The 18,432-nt window shown below is 54.3% G+C and carries 14 protein-coding genes; 8 read left to right on the top strand and 6 right to left on the bottom strand.

All coding sequences use genetic code 11. The features are described from left to right. Positions 1 to 5: 5 nt before the first annotated feature. Genes rcsB through DMB82_RS14785 form a run of 3 tightly spaced genes read right to left on the bottom strand, consistent with a single transcriptional unit; the run spans position 6 to position 4,535 of the window. Positions 6 to 656 carry a response regulator transcription factor RcsB gene (rcsB, locus tag DMB82_RS14795; protein WP_102116730.1) on the bottom strand — a complete coding sequence of 217 codons (651 nt, stop codon included), beginning with the start codon at positions 654 to 656 and terminating at the stop codon, positions 6 to 8. A gap of 8 nt (positions 657 to 664) precedes the next feature. Then, positions 665 to 3,349, bottom strand: a complete 2,685-nt coding sequence (gene rcsD / locus DMB82_RS14790) for a phosphotransferase RcsD (protein WP_116155849.1) — start codon at positions 3,347 to 3,349, stop codon at positions 665 to 667. 16 nt (positions 3,350 to 3,365) lie between these two features. After that, positions 3,366 to 4,535, bottom strand: a complete 1,170-nt coding sequence (locus DMB82_RS14785) for an MFS transporter (RefSeq protein WP_102116728.1) — start codon at positions 4,533 to 4,535, stop codon at positions 3,366 to 3,368. A 343-nt stretch (positions 4,536 to 4,878) separates the two neighbouring features. On the opposite strand from DMB82_RS14785, the gene menF reads away from it, so the two are divergent. From menF to DMB82_RS14750, 7 genes are all read left to right on the top strand, one after another. Further along, a complete protein-coding gene (gene menF, locus DMB82_RS14780) occupies positions 4,879 to 6,201 on the top strand; it encodes an isochorismate synthase MenF (protein ID WP_116163790.1) in 1,323 nt (440 codons plus the stop codon). 166 nt (positions 6,202 to 6,367) lie between these two features. Then, on the top strand, positions 6,368 to 8,050 hold the full coding sequence (gene menD, locus DMB82_RS14775) for a 2-succinyl-5-enolpyruvyl-6-hydroxy-3-cyclohexene-1-carboxylic-acid synthase (protein WP_116163788.1): 1,683 nt from the start codon (positions 6,368 to 6,370) through the stop codon (positions 8,048 to 8,050). Continuing rightward, entirely contained in the window at positions 8,038 to 8,868 is an 831-nt protein-coding gene (gene menH / locus DMB82_RS14770; RefSeq protein ID WP_116163786.1) for a 2-succinyl-6-hydroxy-2,4-cyclohexadiene-1-carboxylate synthase, read from the top strand. The genes menD and menH overlap by 13 nt, the downstream gene beginning before the upstream one ends. A gap of 5 nt (positions 8,869 to 8,873) precedes the next feature. Then, the gene (gene menB / locus DMB82_RS14765; RefSeq protein WP_010301311.1) at positions 8,874 to 9,731 is read left to right on the top strand and encodes a 1,4-dihydroxy-2-naphthoyl-CoA synthase; all 858 of its coding nucleotides are present in this window, start codon (positions 8,874 to 8,876) and stop codon (positions 9,729 to 9,731) included. Further along, positions 9,731 to 10,702: an o-succinylbenzoate synthase gene (gene menC / locus DMB82_RS14760; protein WP_116163784.1), complete on the top strand. Its 972-nt coding sequence runs from the start codon at positions 9,731 to 9,733 to the stop codon at positions 10,700 to 10,702. Before menB ends, menC begins: the two co-directional genes overlap by 1 nt. Further along, positions 10,690 to 12,129, top strand: a complete 1,440-nt coding sequence (menE, locus tag DMB82_RS14755; protein ID WP_116163782.1) for an o-succinylbenzoate--CoA ligase — start codon at positions 10,690 to 10,692, stop codon at positions 12,127 to 12,129. The genes menC and menE overlap by 13 nt, the downstream gene beginning before the upstream one ends. 223 nt (positions 12,130 to 12,352) lie before the next feature. Continuing rightward, positions 12,353 to 12,892, top strand: a complete 540-nt coding sequence (locus tag DMB82_RS14750; RefSeq protein WP_116163780.1) for a YfaZ family outer membrane protein — start codon at positions 12,353 to 12,355, stop codon at positions 12,890 to 12,892. 214 nt (positions 12,893 to 13,106) lie between these two features. Here DMB82_RS14750 and DMB82_RS14745 read toward each other — a convergent pair whose 3' ends face one another. Together DMB82_RS14745 and tyrP are read right to left on the bottom strand one after the other, a co-directional pair. Next, positions 13,107 to 14,075, bottom strand: coding sequence for an IS110 family RNA-guided transposase (locus DMB82_RS14745; protein WP_102119603.1), 969 nt, complete (start codon positions 14,073 to 14,075; stop codon positions 13,107 to 13,109). Positions 14,076 to 14,406: 331 nt separating this feature from the next. Next, positions 14,407 to 15,615, bottom strand: a complete 1,209-nt coding sequence (tyrP, locus tag DMB82_RS14740) for a tyrosine transporter TyrP (RefSeq protein WP_116155854.1) — start codon at positions 15,613 to 15,615, stop codon at positions 14,407 to 14,409. Between the two features lie 221 nt (positions 15,616 to 15,836). Here tyrP and DMB82_RS14735 point away from each other — a divergent pair, with 221 nt between their 5' ends. After that, on the top strand, positions 15,837 to 17,030 hold the full coding sequence (locus tag DMB82_RS14735) for a nicotinamide mononucleotide deamidase-related protein YfaY (protein WP_116163047.1): 1,194 nt from the start codon (positions 15,837 to 15,839) through the stop codon (positions 17,028 to 17,030). A 432-nt stretch (positions 17,031 to 17,462) separates the two neighbouring features. Here the strand turns inward: DMB82_RS14735 and DMB82_RS14730 are convergent, their stop codons facing one another. Continuing rightward, a complete protein-coding gene (locus DMB82_RS14730; protein WP_116163046.1) occupies positions 17,463 to 18,323 on the bottom strand; it encodes a co-chaperone YbbN in 861 nt (286 codons plus the stop codon). Positions 18,324 to 18,432 lie beyond the last annotated feature (109 nt).

Here is an 18,432-nt window from a genome sequence, read left to right as displayed (position 1 = left end):
AATCCTTAGTCTACCTGCGTCGCACCGCCGTTAACGGAGGACAGGTAATTCAGCAGGGCGATATCGTTCTCGACGCCCAGCTTGGTCATGGCTGACTTCTTCTGGCTACTGATCGTTTTGATACTGCGATTCAGTTTTTTGGCGATTTCGGTAACCAAAAAGCCTTCTGCAAACAAACGCAGCACTTCACTTTCTTTCGGGGACAGGCGTTTGTCGCCGTAGCCGCTGGCGCTGATTTTTTCCAGCACTTTGGATACGCTATCCGGCGTGAATTTCTTCCCTTTTTGCAGGGCAGACAGCGCTTTGGGTAAATCGGTTGGCGCACCCTGTTTCAATACGATGCCTTCGATATCCAAATCCAGTACCGCGCTCAGAATCGCCGGATTATTGTTCATGGTAAGAACAATAATAGAGAGATGGGGAAAATGGCGCTTAATGTATTTAATGAGGGTAATACCATCGCCGTATTTATCGCCTGGCATGGATAAATCGGTGATTAAAACATTAGCATCCAGCTTAGGTAGGTTATTGATCAGCGCTGTTGAGTCTTCAAATTCGCCAACCACATTGACCCATTCAATCTGCTCAAGCGATTTTTTGATGCCAAAAAGGACAATAGGATGGTCGTCGGCAATAATTACGTTTAAGTTACTCATCGTTTTGGTTACTCATCTTGTTGGCTACCTTGCTGCCCTTTAGGTTCTACTGGGGATAGTAATGCACTGACAAACCTCTCAATTTCATGAAGGTTAGCCTCGATCTGTTCACTATCATGCACGGTAATATGCTGTTCAAGCTGTTCACACAACTGCTTGCCAGGATGCAGATTAAGCATGGCAAACACGCCTTTCAGCCGGTGTGCCGTCTGCGAAAGCGACGGAAAATCGCCTGCTTCCACTTCAGTATACAGCCTCTTTAAATCATCCGGTACTGTCTCCACGAACAGCGAATAATAGTCGCTTGCTGCTAATTGTGCGGCGTAAAATTCGACATTATCCGGTTCCCCTTCCTGTAGCGCATCGGGTGATGTTTCCAGTTGTAGCTCAATCAGCTTAAGTAATGCCTCCTGCATGAGGTGGCTGATATTATAATTCACCCGCAAACGGCGCGGGCCCAAAGGCGTTACTGTGTCATCGTCATGACTCAACAGCAGCGTATAATCTGCTTTTTTCTCTGGATCGTCAGTCATGCAGATATCTGCTTTCTGATTAATCTGGCGTTCATCGCTAACCAGATAATTGGCACCCCAGCCCGTCAGCATATTACCGACAATATGCTGTACTTCATCAGACGTCACATCCAGCAGAACGGTAATACCATCCAGCAGTTTTTCTTCCTCAACGGGAATCGCTTCTGGCTCCAGTTTTAGCGTCAGAATATAGTGTGTACCTAATCCGGCCTTACTGTTGATAGTTAACGCGCCGCCCAGTTTATTACAGAGTTGATTGCACAAAAATAAGGTCAATCCTGAATTTTGTCCGAAACGATCGGACGTCGCAGGATGGAGGAAAGGGTGCCGAATATTTTCCTGCTCTTTGCCTGAAACATTCGTTCCCGTATCGCTGATCTGAATAATCAGCGTATCCGACTCATTATTTTTTCTATCAATCGACACCGTAATCTTGCCGTAATCCGTATTGGTCACCGAATAATTCAGCAACAGCGCCAGCGTCTTTTTCAACAGCTCGGCATCGCCCACGTAGGTTTGATTCATATCCAGATTGTAATGATGGAATAGGGTCAGACCTTTTTGATTCAATCGTGGCAGCAGCTCAAGGAGAACTTGGTCGATAACCGTCAGCAGTGAAAAACTCTCGTTGACCACGTTCCATTCCTGCGCTTCCAGCTTTTCGTGCAAGGCGATATTTTCCAGCAGTTCAATCGCACAGCGGGTATCCGCCGTTAGCTGATCCAGCGTAGGTGTTGGTACGGTTGCTGTCTCGCTGTGGCGTAGCGCCTGAATATGTTGTCGCAGTGAAATCAGCGGCTGTTTGAATTCGCTGAGCAGATTTTGAAATAACCGTTTTCTGGCATGAATATTCTTTTCGTATTCACGCTGGGCGAGCAGCAGTTTGCGCTGTACCAGAATCTCTTTATCCTGTTCACGCAGCAGGAAGAGGCAATAGTCAGGTGAATATTGGCTGCGGATTTGGCGTATTTCATACATCTCATTATTAATTGTGACCTGAATGACGCCCTGATGCTCGTCCGCCATATTGGTGATTTTTTGCAGGCTCAGGTGCGGAAGCAACTGCTCTGCGCGCTCATTCTGTATGACGACTTTATTGTTATTGAAATCATAAACCAGCACGCCCATCGGGATTCTGCCCGTTGTTTCGCGGTAAATATCCAGCGTCTTTTCCAACTGATGCGAGACATCTTCGCTGGGATGCGCATACTGTCGACGGAAAAGATAAAAGCCGACGATGGACAAACACAGCAGAAGCAGATTCAGCAGCAGAAACCAGACGTTATTACGTAATGAATCAATAATCAGGACTTTTATTGGCACCTGAAAAACGATTTTGATCGGTGCATTCACGAGCGTGGCGGAAATTTCAAGATTCGAGCCATGAAGCTGCACGTCAGCCGTGCCTTCGCCATTATTGTTATCCGTATTGCTGGCCGCTGGCGTATCCGGCTTCAGCATAAGATGCTCACGTGGAATGGTGTCTGGGATTAAATCGTTAATCGGTAAATCGAACGCCAGAATCGTCGCCAGATGGCCCGGCTGATTGAATGTGGTGCGCAGCGTAAAATAGTAGTCGTTATAGAAACGTAATTTACGCAGCGGGGAAAAACTTTCGCGTTCGTCTAATACATTCGCCTGTTGCAGCATTTCTGTCCGACGGGCTTCGGCGATGACCGTAATATAATTCCCGCGGAACTGCGAGGAGATATCTTTCAGCGTCTGTGTGGAAATCATCGTCAGGCTGTTGTCGATGCCATTCAGGTAATACATGGAATAGACGCTATTCTCCGCACCCCAAAGAATATCAAGATAACGTGATATCCGGCGAACCGAGGTGAGCGTCCCTGTATCGTGTTGCCCAAAAATCAATGCATCCGTTTTCTGACCGTTTTTTTCTACGTAGAAAATATTCGGCATTAAATTAATCGCGGTAATGTTGGTGTCGCTCACGGCCGGTTCGCTGTTCAGGCTGCCATATATTTGATAGGTGAAAAAACGATAGGTATCGACGCGTTTTTGTATGCCCAGGGCGATGGTCGTGAGCGAATGTTTTTTGTCCGCCAGCAAATCGGTGATGTGGCTATAGCCGAACGTTCCGGTAATCAGGAGCGAGAGCACCGCAAGGAGTGAAAAATAACGCAGAATCATGGCTGGCATCAATTAACGCTCCTGATTAGCGGATAACGGCACGCGCGCTGGCGCTAACGCCCAGCAATAGCAGTGCGACAAACCCGAATGCGGTAGCCAAATTGCTGAACTGTGCAATAAAGCCAAGAATAGTCGGGCCGATCAGAATACCTGCATAGCCCACCGTGGTAATGGCGGCGATGGCCAGATTCGGCGGCATGATCTTTTGATTCCCCGCTGCGCTGAACAGGATCGGCACCACATTCGATGCGCCGATGCCCACCATCACAAAGCCAAGAATGGCGGTGATTGCATTATCAATGCTGATCGTTAACACCAGACCGAGTGCGGCGCAGAGGCTGCCACCGGTCAGAATCGCGTAGCGGCCGAGTGCATTAACAATACGATCGCCGTTCAGCCTTCCTAGCGTCATCGCGACGGAGAATGCCGCATAGCCCATGCCCGCCTGCGCGCCGCTCAGGTGGCGTTCAACCGTTAAAAAGAGGGCGCTCCAGTCCAGTATGGACCCTTCGGCTAAAAACATGATGAAGCACAGTGAGCCAATGAACATCACCCAACCGCGCGGGATGACAAACAGCGGGCCGTCGTCATCTTGATTTGTGGTGCGCAGCAGGTGTTTGTGCGCGGTTGCCATCACTATCAGCATGAGTGCGACAATCGCCAGAATTGCCATAAGCGGAGACAGGCCAAGCCACAGCAGAGCGCTAACTCCCCCTGCGCCGACAATTCCCCCGACGCTAAAGAAACCATGAAAACCGGACATCATCGCTCGGCCGCTTGCCCGTTCCACGATGACAGCCTGAATATTCATCGCGACATCTATCATACCCATGGATGCGCCGAAAAAGAGCAGCGTTATCGCCATGAGAGGTAGCGTTTCCGCCTGCGTCAGCGCGGGCAATACCAGACAAAGCAGCACGCTTGCCAGCAAAATAACGCTGCGGCAGCCCAGCTTGCTGGTGAGGAAACCGGTCAGCGGCATGGCTAAGAGCGAGCCAATGCCAAGAGAAAGCAGCAACATCCCCAGAGAGGCATCGCTGATAGCCAGCCGCGTTTTGACAAAGGGCACCAGCGGCGCCCAGGAAGCCATAGCAAAGCCCGCAACAAAGAAAACGAGGCGCGTGGCTGCCTGTGCTTTCTTGCCTGACAGATTCTGATTAATGCATAACGGGGTGGTATTCAGTGTTGTACTCATCCTGAACGCGGCTATCCGGTCGATATAACAAGGGCCTATGTTTACCATAATTAGTGGTCTGAATGAAAAGAATCCTGGTGTGCGGTGTTGGCGCAAGGGAAGAAGAGAAGCGTGGGCAGTGAGGCGGACAAAAAAAATGCCGATTAGATAATCGGCAAAAGAATCGGTCAATTGAAGCAATAATGATGATGGAGTGGGATTTTAAAGCGATGCGCGCGACCCGTTTTGCCGTTTGGTGCGATTTCAGTCCGTGCTCACCGTTATGGTCTTGCGTAACCTCTCACCCACGGCGTGTTTTTTTCCCGTATAATCCCCCACTTTGTGTTAGGTCTCCGGGGTAACGGTGAAACAACTTTCCGACTTGCTGCGGCATCTGCAGCAGGCTTTGCGCGAGCCACAGCCTGAATGCGCAGGTTTCAGACAAATAACGCGTTCATTACGTCTTAGCGAAACGTCTGAGCTATTGCCGTGGTTGGCGACCCAGCCAGTGTACCCCCAGTTCTATTGGCAACACCGTCAGGATCGTGAGGAAGCTGCCGTGTGCGGCAACGTGTGCGGATTTCGCCACATTCAGGATGCTGAGGCATTCCTCGTTCAGCAGCAGTGCGATCCCGATGTGCGCATCTGGGGACTGAACGCGTTTAATCAAACGAAAGAGGATGCTGTTTCTTCAACTGGTTACCTGTTTTTGCCGCGTGCAGAACTGCGGCGTCAGGATGATACGCTCAGCCTGAGTATTAACCTGTTCAGTGACACCTCATTGCAGCAGGATGCCGTTGAAGCCTCGGCGTTTATTAACCTGCTTCTGCCACCCGCGTCGCAGCCTCTTTTGCATGCGAAAGTGCAATCCGTCGGGCATCAGCCGGAGCGTCAGGGGTGGATCGATTTGCTCCAGCGGGCGCTGCATGACATCAATACCGAGCTGATGGAAAAGGTGGTTCTGGCGCGAGCGACCACGCTAACGTTGACGCAACCGCTACAGGCCACCACCTTTATGGCCGCCAGCCGGGCGGCAAATCACCACTGTTTCCATTTCATGCTGGCGCACGATGCGCGCCATGCGTTTCTTGGCTCCAGCCCAGAGCGGCTTTATCGCCGTCGGGGTAGCGAACTGGAAACGGAAGCGCTGGCGGGGACGGTGGCAAGCGACCGCGATGCGCACAAAGCCGCTGAGCTGGCCGACTGGCTGATGAATGACACCAAAAATCAGTGCGAGAACATGCTGGTGGTGGATGATATTTGTCAGCGGCTACAGCAGTCCGCGCTGTCGCTGGATGTGATGCCGCCGGAAATTGTGCGCCTGCGTAAAGTACAGCATCTGCGCCGTACTATTCACGCCACGCTGCGCACCGCATCCGATAGCGCGTGCCTGAATGCGTTACAACCCACGGCAGCCGTCGCGGGCCTGCCGAGACAAGAGGCTCGCCGTTTTATTGCCGAACATGAACCGTTTGAACGTGGTTGGTACGCGGGTTCCGCAGGTTACCTTTCGCGTCAGCAGTCTGAATTCAGCGTGGCGCTACGTTCGGCCGAAGTGCGAGATCATGTTTTAACGCTCTATGCCGGTGCCGGAATTGTGGCGGGTTCTGATCCAGAACAAGAATGGCTGGAGTTAGAAAACAAAGCAGCAGGGCTAAGATCCCTGTTAGACGGTGATATGTCATAGTTTTGTTTTAGGGTTGTTGTGCGAGGTACTGGTTTATATCAAAGTCAGCGTGATAAAAAAAAATATAATAAGGCTGATCTCGATGTTTGCTGACGTGCACCAGGCCGCCAACAGTTTGATCATTATTATTTGTTTATAACCTGCAACCTGAGTTGTTGAGTACAACATGTCAACAAGTGTATTTAATCGCCGCTGGGCTACATTACTGCTGGAATCGCTGACCCGCCACGGTGTCCGGCATGTCTGCATCGCGCCTGGTTCTCGCTCCACCCCGTTGACGCTGTCTGCGGCGGATAATCACGCACTGATTTGCCACACGCATTTCGATGAGCGGGGGCTTGGGCATCTGGCGCTGGGGCTGGCAAAAGCCTCACGTGAGCCGGTTGCGATTATCGTGACGTCAGGCACCGCCGCGGCGAACCTTTATCCCGCCATCATCGAAGCGGGGTTGACCGGCGAACGGTTGGTGGTGCTGACAGCCGACCGCCCGCCGGAGCTGATTGATTGCGGTGCGAATCAGGCGATTCGCCAACATGCACTGTATGCTTCACACCCCACGCTGGCGCTCGATTTACCGCGCCCTACGCCCGACATTCCGGCTAGCTGGCTGGTTTCCTCTGTGGATAGCGCCATGGCGCGACTGACGCACGGCGCGTTGCACATTAACTGCCCCTTTGCCGAACCGCTGTACGGTGCCGATGACGGCACGGCGTATCAGGACTGGTTGATGACACTGGGCGACTGGTGGAACAGCCGTGAACCCTGGCTGCGTGAAATGCGCCAGAGCACGCTGGCGGTGCAGCCGGACTGGCCGCAGTGGCGAGAGAAACGGGGCGTTGTCCTCGCCGGCCGCGTGACGCCTGAACAAGGTGCACGACTTGCCGCGTGGGCGAACGAACTGGGCTGGCCGTTGATTGGTGATGTCCTGTCGCAAAGCGGGCAGCCGTTACCCTGTGCGGATATTTGGCTGGCGCATCCTGACGCAGCGGAGCGCTTACGGCAGGCGGACATTGTCTTGCAGTTCGGCGGTAGCCTGACGGGTAAGCGCCTGCTGCAATGGCAGGAACAGTGCCAGCCGCAAGAATTCTGGTTAATCGATGACCTACCGGGACGGTTGGATCCGGCTCACCATCGTGGGCGTCGTCTGGTGGCGGACGTGGGTGAATGGCTGTCTGCGCATCCTGCACATAAGCAAGCGCCGTGGGCGGATTTGCTGGCGGATATTGCCGACAGAACGCAGCGGCAGGTCGACGCACATCTGGCTTCCCGCTTTGGTGAGGCACAGCTGGCGCAGCGCATACCGGCGCTGTTGCCGCCGGACGGGCAGCTGTTTGTCGGCAACAGTCTCGTTGTGCGCCTGATCGACGCGCTGGCGCAGCTCCCGCAAGGGTATCCGGTGTACGGTAATCGTGGTGCCAGCGGCATTGATGGCCTGATTTCCACGCTGGCCGGTGTACAGCGTGCCACGTCAAAAGCCACGCTGGGCATCGTCGGCGATCTTTCCGCGTTATACGATTTGAATGCGCTGGCGCTGCTGCGTCAGTCTCCCGCACCGCTGGTATTAATCGTGGTGAACAATAACGGCGGCCAGATATTTTCCCTGCTGCCGACGCCAGTTGCACAGCGTGAAGCGTTTTACTGCATGCCGCAAAATGTGGAGTTCGGGCACGCTGCTGCGATGTTTGGCCTGAATTACGTACGTGCCGAGAGCTGGGAACAGCTGGCGAATACGGCAGCGAATTGCTGGACTCAGGGCGGCGTCACGCTGCTGGAAGTGGTGGTTGAACCGAAAGACGGCGCGAAAACGCTCAATGAACTGGTCGCGCAGGTGGCGACATGGGCGCACTAGATTCCCAGAGGCTGGTTTTTCAGAGACCAAGTTTTCAAGAGCTAAGCTGCCAGAAAGTGACGCATGGCGCGGTGGCTCCGAGGCAGCCGTGGCTGGTGTGTCTGCATGGTTTATTAGGCAGTGGTGAGGATTGGCAGCCCATCCTGCCGTTCTGTCGTGACTGGCCCGTGTTGCTGGTGGATTTACCCGGACACGGCGTGTCGCGAACGATTTCCACAATAGATTTTGCCGATGTCAGCCGCCAGTTAAGCGAGACGCTGTTGGATCAAGGCATTGAGAATTACTGGCTGCTAGGCTATTCGCTCGGTGGGCGTATCGCGATGTATCACGCCTGCAACGGGCAGCATGACGGCATGCTGGGGCTGATGGTTGAAGGTGGTCATCCCGGCTTGGCAGCGCTGGAACTGCGTACGGAGCGTATCCAGCATGATGCACGCTGGGCGCAGCGCTTTCGTCAGGAGCCGCTGCCAGCGGTCTTGCAGGACTGGTATCAGCAGGCGGTGTTTACCGATCTGGATTCAGCGCAGCGTGAACAGCTGATCGCGCGCCGCAGCACGAATCACGGTGCGTCTGTTGCGGCAATGCTGGAAGCTACCTCGCTGGGACGACAGCCCTTTTTAGCGGAACGCCTCCAGCACCTGTCGATACCTTTTGTTTACTTATGCGGTGCCAGCGACGTGAAGTTTCAAACGCTGGCGGCGCAATACGGCCTGCCGTTACTGAGCGTGGCTCAGGCGGGTCACAATGCTCATCAGGCGAATCCAACGGCCTATGCCGAGCGGGTTCGCTCTTTTCTTTTGCATCACGTTAAGGATTGATAACTATGCTTTATCCGAGTGAAGATCTGCTTTACGCACCGATTGAATGGCACGATTGCAGCGGCGACTTCGCCGATATCCTCTACCATAAATCCATCGATGGCATTGCCAAAATCACCATTAACCGTCCTCAGGTTCGCAATGCGTTCCGTCCGCAAACGGTAAAAGAGATGATTCAGGCGCTTGATAATGCGCGTCACGACGACGGCATCGGGACGATTATCCTGACCGGCGCGGGCGATAAAGCATTCTGCTCCGGCGGCGATCAGAAAGTTCGTGGCGACTACGGCGGTTATCAGGACGACAGCGGCGTGCATCACCTGAACGTGCTGGATTTCCAGCGTCAGATTCGTACCTGTCCGAAGCCGGTTGTCGCGATGGTCGCAGGCTATTCCATCGGTGGCGGACACGTTCTGCACATGATGTGCGATCTGACGATTGCGGCAGAGAACGCCATCTTCGGTCAAACGGGTCCGCGTGTCGGTTCCTTTGACGGCGGCTGGGGCGCGTCTTACATGGCGCGCATCGTGGGTCAGAAGAAAGCGCGTGAAATCTGGTTCCTGTGCCGCCAGTACGACGCTGCGCAAGCGCTGGATATGGGATTGGTTAACACGGTAGTACCGTTGGCGGATCTGGAAAAAGAAACCGTGCGCTGGTGCCGTGAAATGCTGCAAAACAGCCCAATGGCGCTGCGCTGTCTGAAAGCGGCGCTGAACGCAGACTGCGACGGTCAGGCGGGCTTGCAGGAGCTGGCGGGTAACGCCACCATGCTGTTCTACATGACAGACGAAGGGCAGGAAGGCCGCAACGCGTTCAATGAAAAACGCCAGCCTGACTTCAGCAAATTCAAACGGAATCCGTAATGCGTCAGGTCACTCTCTATCGTTACAGCGTGCCGATGGAAGCTGGAGTGGTGCTGCGCAATCAGCGTCTGAAAACCCGCGATGGGCTTATCGTTCGCCTGCAAGACGGCGAGCGGTTGGGCTGGGGTGAGATTGCGCCGTTGCCAGAATTCAGCGTGGAAACGTTGGCAGAGGCGGAATCAGCCGCGCTTGAACAGCTGCAATCGTGGGCAGCAGGACAGGCATTTTCTGACGATCTTCTGCCGTCGGTTGCCTTTGGCTTGAGCTGTGCGCAGGCCGAACTGGATCAACATCTGCCACAGGCGGCGGATTATCGCAAAGCGCCATTGTGCAGCGGCGATCCTGACGAGCTGTTTGAGATGCTACAGGCGATGCCGGGCGAGAAAGTGGCAAAGATCAAAGTCGGCCTGTACGAAGCGGTGCGTGACGGCATGATCGTTAACGTGCTGCTGGAAGCCTTGCCGGATCTGAAACTCCGTCTGGATGCCAACCGCAGTTGGACGCGAGCCAAAGCCGACGGCTTCGCTCGTTATGTCGCGCCGTCATTGCGTTCGCGCATTGCCTTTCTTGAAGAGCCTTGCAAAACCCGTGAAGAATCTCGCGAGTTTGCGCGGGAAACGGGCATCAACATTGCCTGGGACGAAAGCGTGCGCGAGGCGGATTTTCGGGTAGAAGCCGAGCCGGGCGTGAGCGCGATTGTGATCAAGCCTACGCTGGTCGGTAGTCTCGCACGTTGCCAGCAACTGGTGCAGGAAACGCATCAGGCTGGATTAACGGCGGTGATCAGCTCCAGCATCGAATCCAGTCTGGGCTTAACGCAGCTGGCACGTCTGGCGCACTGGCTGACGCCGGATACGGTTCCAGGGCTGGACACGTTGGATCTGATGCAGGCGCAGGTGGTTCAACGCTGGCCGGATAGCGCGTTGCCGCTGTTGGCTGCTGAGCAGTTGGACGTGGTATGGCAATCCTGACTGACTGGCCGTGGCGACACTGGGCTAGCCAGACGCCCCAGTCTGTTTCGTTGAATGAGTTTGTTTCGGTGAATGAGTCTGTCGCATTGATTGAAGATGAAACCCGCTGGAGCTGGCAGTCGCTTGCCCAGCGGGTAGATCAGCTGGCAGAGCGTTTTACCCAGCAGGGCGTTATGCCCGACTGTACGGTCGCGCTACGCGGGAAAAATAGCGTCCAGATGCTGTTCAGCTATCTGGCGCTGTTACAGTGCGGCGTGCGCGTACTGCCGCTGAATCCACAGTTACCTGATGCATTAACCGAGGCGCTACTGCCTGCGCTGAATGTAACGTATGGCCTGTGCCTGAATGATAAATCGTGGCCGGAGGCTGTACGCACGCTTTCTTTGCCGTCTGATTCTTTACCCCTGTGTGATGCCGAGGAAAGCCGCCGTACTGATAGATTACGCTGGCAGGCCGATCGGCTGGCGACGCTGACGCTGACATCCGGCTCCAGCGGGATGCCGAAGGCGGCGGTACATTCATTTGCTGCCCATCTCTCCAGTGCGGAAGGTGTGGTGCAGATGATGGCATTTTCCTCCAGCGACAGCTGGCTGTTGTCACTTCCGCTCTTTCACGTTTCTGGGCAGGGCATCGTCTGGCGCTGGCTTGCGACTGGGGCAACGATCGTTGTCCGCGCACATCAGCCTCTGGATAGCGCATTGCGCGATTGCACCCATGCTTCTTTGGTGCCGACGCAACTGTGGCGACTGCTGTCAGAGGGGACATTCCCCACGGCATTAAAGGCCGTATTGCTAGGTGGCGCGATGATTCCGCAGGCGCTGACGCAACAGGCTGAAGCGCGAGGCGTCAGTTGCTGGTGTGGCTATGGTCTGACGGAACTGGCGTCCACGGTTTGCGCGAAACGTGCTGACGGACGTTCGGGCGTCGGCCTGCCGCTTCATGAGCGAAAGATCCGGCTGGCTGAGGATGAAATTCTGCTGCGTGGCAGCACGCTGGCCGCCGGTTATTGGCGTGACGGAAAACTGATTCCACTCGTCGATGATGATGGCTGGTTCCACACGCGGGATCGCGGGCGATTTACCGAGGGCGAATGGCACATTCTGGGGCGTCTGGATAATCAATTCTTCAGCGGTGGGGAAGGGATTCAGCCCGAGAATATCGAAGCCGTGCTGTTGACACACCCCGATGTTCAACAAGCCTGCATTGTGCCCGTTGATGATGCGGAGTTTGGCCACCGTCCTGTTGCGGTATTGGAGGTAGCGCAATCCACGACGCTTGATGCAATACGCGATTGGCTACAGCCACAGCTTGCCGGATTTCAGCGTCCGGTCGCGTATTATGCGCTGCCTGCTGAACTGAAAAATGGCGGGATTAAGCTATCTCGCCAGCAGGTGGAAAACTGGGTCAATACAATTTATCACCGGTAAAAAGGTAGAACTCCCCAACCATACGCAATGCATTCTCCATGCTCGTACTGGTTTCGTGTTCAAATCGTGCTAACTTTTCTTGATAAAAATGTTCACGATGACTAAAAGAATAAATCGCTGTTCAGGGCAATTTCATGCTGGAGTGAGAGGACGTTTCGGGTAGAATCGGCAACGATAGCATCTTTACACGCGCGTTTAACGACGGTTTTTAAGGATATTGAAAATGAAAAAGTTTGTGATTGCCTGTGCGGGAAGCCTGTTACTTGCAAGTGCTTCTGTACATGCCATTAGCCTTTCCGGGGAAGCAGGTCGCGATTACGCGGGTGCCAATGCAGGCTTCGGTCTGGGCATTCCTGGGCTTGCGGGGAATGTGAGCTATGCCCACGGCGACAACAGCAATGATGTATACGGTTTTGGCCTGGGATATACCATTCCTGTTGGCCCACTCAAGCTGACTCTGGGTGGCAAAGCGCTGTACCTGAATCAGGATCACGGCAATGATGGTTATGGCGTCGCACTGGGCGGTGGCGTGCAGTGGCCGCTGAGCCGTCAGTTCTCGCTGTATGGTGAAGGTTACTATTCACCAGATTCCTTCTCCAGCCATGTCGACCACTATGTTGAAGGGAAAGCGGGCGTTCGCTGGCAGGTATTTGGACCGCTGAACGTCGATGTCGGCTACCGCTACATCAATATGGCGCGTGAGAACGGCCCGGATAACAGACTAGCGGATTCTGCCTATATTGGCGTTGGTCTGAACTTCTGATATACCCGTCATACTTCAAGCCGCAGGTGTGTTGGCAATACTCGGCCCATCTCTGAGCCTCGCCCTGAGGGGCTGCCGCCAGCGGCGTTCAAATTGGCTAAGCCAATTTGTCCTCGCGAACCCCAGTCACTTACTGATGTAAGCTCCTGGGGTTCGCTGTGTCGCCGCCTACCTGCAACTCGAATTATTTAGCAACTGTCTTGAACACTATTTTTCATGAGGTAATCAGGTGAAAAGACGCATCCCATTCCTTACCCGTTTTGAGCATAGCGTTCAGAATAGTCAGAAGTTTGCGCATGCAGGCAACCAGCGCGACTTTTTTCGGTTTGCCCGCCGTCACGAGACGCGTATAAAACGCGTGAATCACCGGATTAAACCGAGTCGCGACCAACGTTGCCATATACAACACGCTACGGACGTGGGCCCTACCACCAAATATTGTCCGCTTGCCCCGCATTTTGCCAGAGTCCCGATTGAGGGGCGCGACGCCTGCCAGCGCACTAATCTCGCGGCGCGAGAGTTTTCCCAGTTCGGGTATCTCTGCCAGCAACGTAGCGGTGGTCGTGGTTCCGACGCCTTTGACGCTATTGAGTAAACCGGACAAGGCGCTGAAGTGAATCTGAACATGCCTGTTCATGTCGTGGTCTATGCGAGCCAGCTCGTGTTTCAGCGCATCAATAATCGTTTTTATGCTCTTACGAGCCTGAGGATGAGCCTGAGTAAGGCGGTTACGTTCAGCGACAAGCATGGTCACGAGTTGGCGTCGGCGAGTGACGAGAGCCGCCAGAGCCTGACGTTGAGGGTCTGGCAGCGGTTGAATAAAACGTTCGCGCTCAGGATGACGGTCGATGACCTCGGCCATCATAGCCAAGGCTTTGGCATCAATCGTGTCGGTTTTGGCGAGGTATCCCATGGCCCGCGCGAAGTCTCTGGCCTGACGTGGGTTGATAACCACGACCTCAAACCCAGCGGCTTGTAACGAACAAGCGAGTGGGGCTTCGAGGCCACCAGTAGCCTCCATGAGGATAAGGGAAACAGGATGTTTTGCCAGTTCAGCCAGAATAGCGTCAAAGCCATCGAGGTCATTCCTGGCGGAAAAGGGCGGCAATGCGGAACCGATAGCGACATCGAGGGAGGCTTTGGAAACATCAATGCCGATGTGAAGTAAATTTGGCAGACTCATTTTTACCCCTCCTTGCAAATACGAAATGAGGTCAAACAACTGTACGGGTTTCAGATGAGTGACGCGGTTCATGCGCAATGAGCTAAATAACGGGCTTAGAAACCCCAGGGTAAACCAGGCTACATGAACCGTGCCAAACCTACATTGTCAATAATACCTAAACTTCAAGATACAAGGGTATAGTGGTTCGAAAGAAAAAAGAGCGTGAATGTTGAGTTCACGCTCTTTTTTTATGACGGACATCCTTGTCCGTCCCCCTTCGGGCCGTCGCAAGCGACGTTGAAAAACGCTCCCAGCGTTTTTTTATGTCTTGGATTAACCGATGAGAAGGTTAACTGATTGACGGTAGCCAGCCTGCCACCATCGCCAGTTGGATCAAGATGATGGCGATGCCGCTGGCGAAGACCAGTGCCAAGAGCGCTGCGCCACCGCGCGTCGCGCGTATTTCAGGACGTTGTTTGCGCACCTGCCAGCTCAGCAAGACCGGAATAAGCAATGCCAGCACGGCCAGCGCAATTGCCGCATAGCCAAGTGCCATCACGAACCCTTGCGGATAAAAGAGGGCAAACACCAGCGGGGGAATAAAGGTCAGCAAGCCCGTTTGCGCGCGCCCGATGATGCTATTTTTACGTTTAAACAGATCGGCTAAATAATCGAATAATCCAAGCGCCACGCCGAGGAAAGAGGTCGCCAGCGCCAGATCGGCAAACAGGTGGACGGCCAGTTCAACGTGCGGTGAGGCAACCAGCGTGCGAATAGCCTGCATCAACCCATTCAACCCCGCCTGATCGGCCAAAATAGCGTTGAATGTTGAAGAACTGAGGCTACCCAACATCACGAGCTGCCAGAAGATATAGGCAATCAGCGGTATCACGCTACCGATAAGGAATATTCGGCGCAGCTTACGGCTGTCGCCACCCATGTAGTGCACGATACTGGGGATACTGCCGTGAAAGCCGAACGACGTCAGAATGACCGGTAATGCCGAGAGCGTCAGACCCTGTTGCAGCGGCAGCGTTAGGAGGTTGACGCGCTGAATATGCGGCACCATGACGGCCAGCATGATGACGAACATCAGCACTTTGCCGCTAAACAGGATGCGGTTAAACAAATCGACTGAGGATGTTCCGATACAGACGACGCCGCCAGCAACCAGCGTGAAGAGCAGAATGCCTGCGGACAGCGGAAGTGAGTAGCCACTCCACTGGCTGATACTGCTGGCGAGTAGTTCGCCTGCGCCGCTGATATAGGCCGCGGTGAGCGCATACATCAGAAATAACATACTAAAGCCGGTAATCCACTGTCCCCAGCGACCGAGGTAGATTTTTGCCAGCGTGCCCAGCCCGGTGTGCGACGGCTGATGCTGATACACTTCAACCAGCAACAGGGCGCTGTAACACATCAGTGCCCACAGACCGATCAATATCATCAATGTAGTACCAAACCCAACACCCGCAGTTGCCAGCGGCATCGCCAACATTCCTGCTCCAATGGTGGTGCCAGCAACGATAAAAATGCTGCCAAGAGTACGATTTTTCACCTATTCCTCTATAAATAGCGCGGCTATCCAGATATTTTTGGCAGCAGGGTAGAGTATTCAGTGATTTCTGTCAAAACGCCGTTACGAAGGGTGTAATTTTATATTTACACTGGAGTGAGGGACGTCGGAGGCGATACGTTATCGGGCAGGCAGAAAGAAACATTGTGTTTGTTCATGCGACTTTTTAAAGTGGTTTCAGGATCGTCACGAGGAATAAAAAAATGCTTAGGGTCGAGATGTTATGTACCGGCGATGAAGTGCTGCATGGTCAGATTATTGATACCAATGCGGCCTGGCTGGCGGATTATCTGTTTCAGCAGGGATTACCGATGACCAGCCGGATGACGGTGGGGGACGATCTCGATGCGCTGGTGACTGCGATAACGCAGCGTAGCCAGATTGCCGATATCCTGATTGTGAACGGCGGCCTGGGGCCGACCAGCGACGATCTCAGCGCATTGGCGGCGGCCACCGCCGCAGGAGAAGGGCTGGTTGAGCACGCAGAATGGCTGGCGCGTATGGAGGCTTTTTTTGCTGAGCGTGGCAGAGTGATGGCACCGAGCAACCGTAAACAGGCGCAAATCCCTGCCAGTGCGGAAATGGTGGATAACCCGGTGGGCACCGCCTGTGGTTTTGCGCTGCAATTGAACAAGTGCCTGATGTTTTTTACACCGGGCGTGCCGTCTGAGTTTAAGGTCATGGTCGATCAGCAAATTATGCCGCGCCTGCGCGAGCGCTTTGCTGTCGCCGATGCTCCACTGTGCCTACGCCTGACCACCTTTGGCCGCTCCGAGAGCGATCTGGCAAGCCAGTTGGATGGTATGGCGTTACCGCCGGGCGTGGTGTTGGGCTACCGCTCTTCTATGCCGATTATCGAGTTGAAGCTGACTGGCCCTGCTGCCCAGCAGGAAAATATGGAGCAACTGTGGGAAACAGTGCGCACCGTGGCAGGGGAAAATACCCTCTTTGAAGGAACCGAAGGGTTACCGGCACAGTTGGCACGGCGTTTGGACGAGCGTGATATGACGCTGGCAGTGAGTGAACACTTCACGGCAGGATTGCTCAACTGGCAGCTCCAGTCGGCGGATGTTCCGCTGGCGGGCGGGGAACTGTTGGCAAACGTTGAGGATACCAGCCTGTCTGGGTTAGTGGACTATGCTCGCCATCTGGCGGAGCGTCAGGGGGCATCGTTAGCGCTGGTTGTGGGTAACCGGAATGATGCAGAGCTGTCATTAGCGCTGCATACGCCGGAAGGATCTTTTGCCCAAACGATACAGTTCAACGTACAGCGCTACAGCCTGAAAACGCATCAGGAAGTCGTTGCGATGCTGGCGATGAACATGCTGCGCCGCTGGCTAAATGGCTGGTCCGTCTACGGCGGACATGGTTGGATCACGGTGTTGGAGACGTTGTAGTTAGCGGGGGGATCTAAGACTGCCTCTGAGTCGTATTTTTATGTCACTGTCGAGGCTGTTTCGTGCGCGATGATACCGTCATTTTCATGCTATTTCATAGCACGCGCCCGACACGGGGCGTCTCAAGCGCCGCTCGCCCCGTGACCCCTAGGCTTTTTGGCGTGAATTACGCCGCTACGCGGTGCCTTCGGCGATCGTTCCCGCTTGTCGAGCCGCCAGTGACGCGTTCCCGACGCGGCACTGGCTTTCGCGGCGTCCATGCCGCTCACTCGGCGGTAACGCTCACCTCAGCGCAATTTTTACGCCGGGTTAGCACGCCCGAAACCATCACATCAATCTAGCATAAGACGATAAGTCTATAAGCCGATGGCTAATACTCGCCTGCAAATAAAAAGGCCAGAATCAACGTTCTGGCCTTTTTCACAAGATAAATCAATATAATAACGAATAGAGCTGGCGGCGGTAGCGGGCGGCGAGGGCGTCGCTGGTGCCGAGGGCGGCCATGATGTCCATCAGCGTTTTACGTGCGCTGCCGTTAGCAACGGCCAGATCTTTCTTCAGGAACCCCATCAGCAGTTCAAGCGCTTCTTCGTTACGGCCGACCTGATGCAGCTGCAGAGCCAGCTGTACCGCGAGATCCGCATTTTGCGGATCGGCGTCCAACTGCTGCTGTAGATGCTGAATTTCCGGCGTATCTGCCGCCTGTTTCAGCAATTCAATCTGAGCCACGAGGCTATGGTAACGCGTGTCTCGATCTTGCAAAGGAATGGTGGCCAGCACGGCCTCAGCATCTTCACTGCGTTTAATTTGAATCTGCACTTCCGCCAGCATCAGGCCGATGTCACTGCGCTGCTGGCTGAGTTGCCAGGCGTCTTTCAGCAGTTGCATTGCTTCCGGCAGTTTGTCTTCCTGAATCAGCTGCTGCGCCTGTGCGACTTTCAGCTCTTCTTCTTTCGGCAGCGCGCGTTTCAGCAATTCACGAATCGCCTCTTCCGGCTGTGGGCCCTGAAAACCGTCCAGCGGCTGCCCGTCTTTAAACAGATACACGGTTGGGATTGAGCGCAGGCCAAACTGGGCGGCGACGCGCTGTTCGGCATCACAGTCAACCTTCGCCAGAACAAACTGTCCGGCGTATTCCTGCGCCAGCTTGTCCAGCACCGGTTCCAGCTCCAGGCAGTGCTGGCTACGACCCGACCAGAAGTAAAACAGGACTGGCAGTGTCATGGAGTGTTCCAACACCTGATGCAGGTTGGATTCATTGACGTCAACGATAGTCGCTTGTTGTTCTAACATGAGTAGTCTCTCTTACTTCTTGAATTCATTTGACTCTTAGATGGGGCCTGTCGGTGTGACTTACAAGCCTTGTGCAGAGGAGAGTGCGCAATACATCGCCCTCTGCGAC

It is taken from the genome of Pectobacterium aquaticum (assembly GCF_003382565.3).
Lineage (GTDB): Bacteria > Pseudomonadota > Gammaproteobacteria > Enterobacterales > Enterobacteriaceae > Pectobacterium > Pectobacterium aquaticum.
The sequence above is the reverse complement of the archived record's forward strand: the minus strand, read 5'-3'. Positions and strand labels throughout refer to the sequence as shown.

What these genes read in the sequence shown, in the direction of transcription:
- rcsB (WP_102116730.1), bottom strand. Translation starts at nt 656, where the DNA reads ATGAGTAACTTAAACGTAATTATTGCCGACGACCATCCTATTGTCCTT.
- rcsD (WP_116155849.1), bottom strand. Translation starts at nt 3,349, where the DNA reads ATGCCAGCCATGATTCTGCGTTATTTTTCACTCCTTGCGGTGCTCTCG.
- DMB82_RS14785 (WP_102116728.1), bottom strand. Translation starts at nt 4,535, where the DNA reads ATGAGTACAACACTGAATACCACCCCGTTATGCATTAATCAGAATCTG.
- menD (WP_116163788.1), top strand. Translation starts at nt 6,368, where the DNA reads ATGTCAACAAGTGTATTTAATCGCCGCTGGGCTACATTACTGCTGGAA.
- menH (WP_116163786.1), top strand. Translation starts at nt 8,038, where the DNA reads ATGGGCGCACTAGATTCCCAGAGGCTGGTTTTTCAGAGACCAAGTTTT.
- menB (WP_010301311.1), top strand. Translation starts at nt 8,874, where the DNA reads ATGCTTTATCCGAGTGAAGATCTGCTTTACGCACCGATTGAATGGCAC.
- menC (WP_116163784.1), top strand. Translation starts at nt 9,731, where the DNA reads ATGCGTCAGGTCACTCTCTATCGTTACAGCGTGCCGATGGAAGCTGGA.
- menE (WP_116163782.1), top strand. Translation starts at nt 10,690, where the DNA reads ATGGCAATCCTGACTGACTGGCCGTGGCGACACTGGGCTAGCCAGACG.
- DMB82_RS14750 (WP_116163780.1), top strand. Translation starts at nt 12,353, where the DNA reads ATGAAAAAGTTTGTGATTGCCTGTGCGGGAAGCCTGTTACTTGCAAGT.
- DMB82_RS14745 (WP_102119603.1), bottom strand. Translation starts at nt 14,075, where the DNA reads ATGAGTCTGCCAAATTTACTTCACATCGGCATTGATGTTTCCAAAGCC.
- DMB82_RS14735 (WP_116163047.1), top strand. Translation starts at nt 15,837, where the DNA reads ATGCTTAGGGTCGAGATGTTATGTACCGGCGATGAAGTGCTGCATGGT.
- DMB82_RS14730 (WP_116163046.1), bottom strand. Translation starts at nt 18,323, where the DNA reads ATGTTAGAACAACAAGCGACTATCGTTGACGTCAATGAATCCAACCTG.